Source organism: Aquabacterium sp. UBA2148, from assembly GCF_002328915.1.
GTDB classification, from domain to species: Bacteria; Pseudomonadota; Gammaproteobacteria; order Burkholderiales; family Burkholderiaceae_C; genus Aquabacterium; species Aquabacterium parvum.
The window spans coordinates 17,475-18,033 of the sequence record NZ_DCXA01000180.1; the positions used below are offsets into that span (position 1 = coordinate 17,475).

At 63.5% G+C, this 559-nt stretch carries 1 protein-coding gene; it reads right to left on the reverse strand.

Features of this window, described 5'->3' with window-relative positions; all coding sequences use genetic code 11:
- Positions 1–559: condensation domain-containing protein (locus B2W70_RS10110; RefSeq protein WP_286745403.1), on the reverse strand; the 559-nt coding region annotated here is incomplete at both ends.

The window sequence follows — 559 nt, forward strand, 5'->3', positions numbered from 1 at the left end:
GTTCACGGACATCCTGGTAAGAGAACGACGCTTGGTGGATGGGGGGGCGACTCCGGTCGCGCGGCACCTGCATGACGTGCACGAGGTGATCGAAGGGGACATCGGGGTAGGAGAACGCGTCCACCACTTGGCGATGCACGGCGCTGAGCCAGGCCGGCAGTGTCATGTCGTCTTTGGGCCGCATGCGCAATGGCAGCATGTTGACGAAGAAGCCCATCAGGTGCTCCAACGCTGGCTGCTCACGCCCTCGCACGGGTGTGCCAATGACAAAGTCGTGCTGTTTGCTGACCCTATGCAAGGCCAGCGCGTATGCTGCCAGCAAGGTGATGTAGAGCGTTCGCCCTTGCTGTTGGGCCTGCGCACGCAGCGCATCGGTCACGTCTTTGGCCAGATTGAACTGGAAGGAGCCGCCTCGTCCAGACATGATGGCTGGACGGGGGTGGTCAAGCGGCAGATCCAGGGGCGGAGGCAGCGGGGTGAGCTGCTCCCGCCAGTAGCTCAACTGGCGCTGAAGCTCTGGGCCAGCCATCCACTCGTTGTGCCAGGCGGCGAAGTCGCC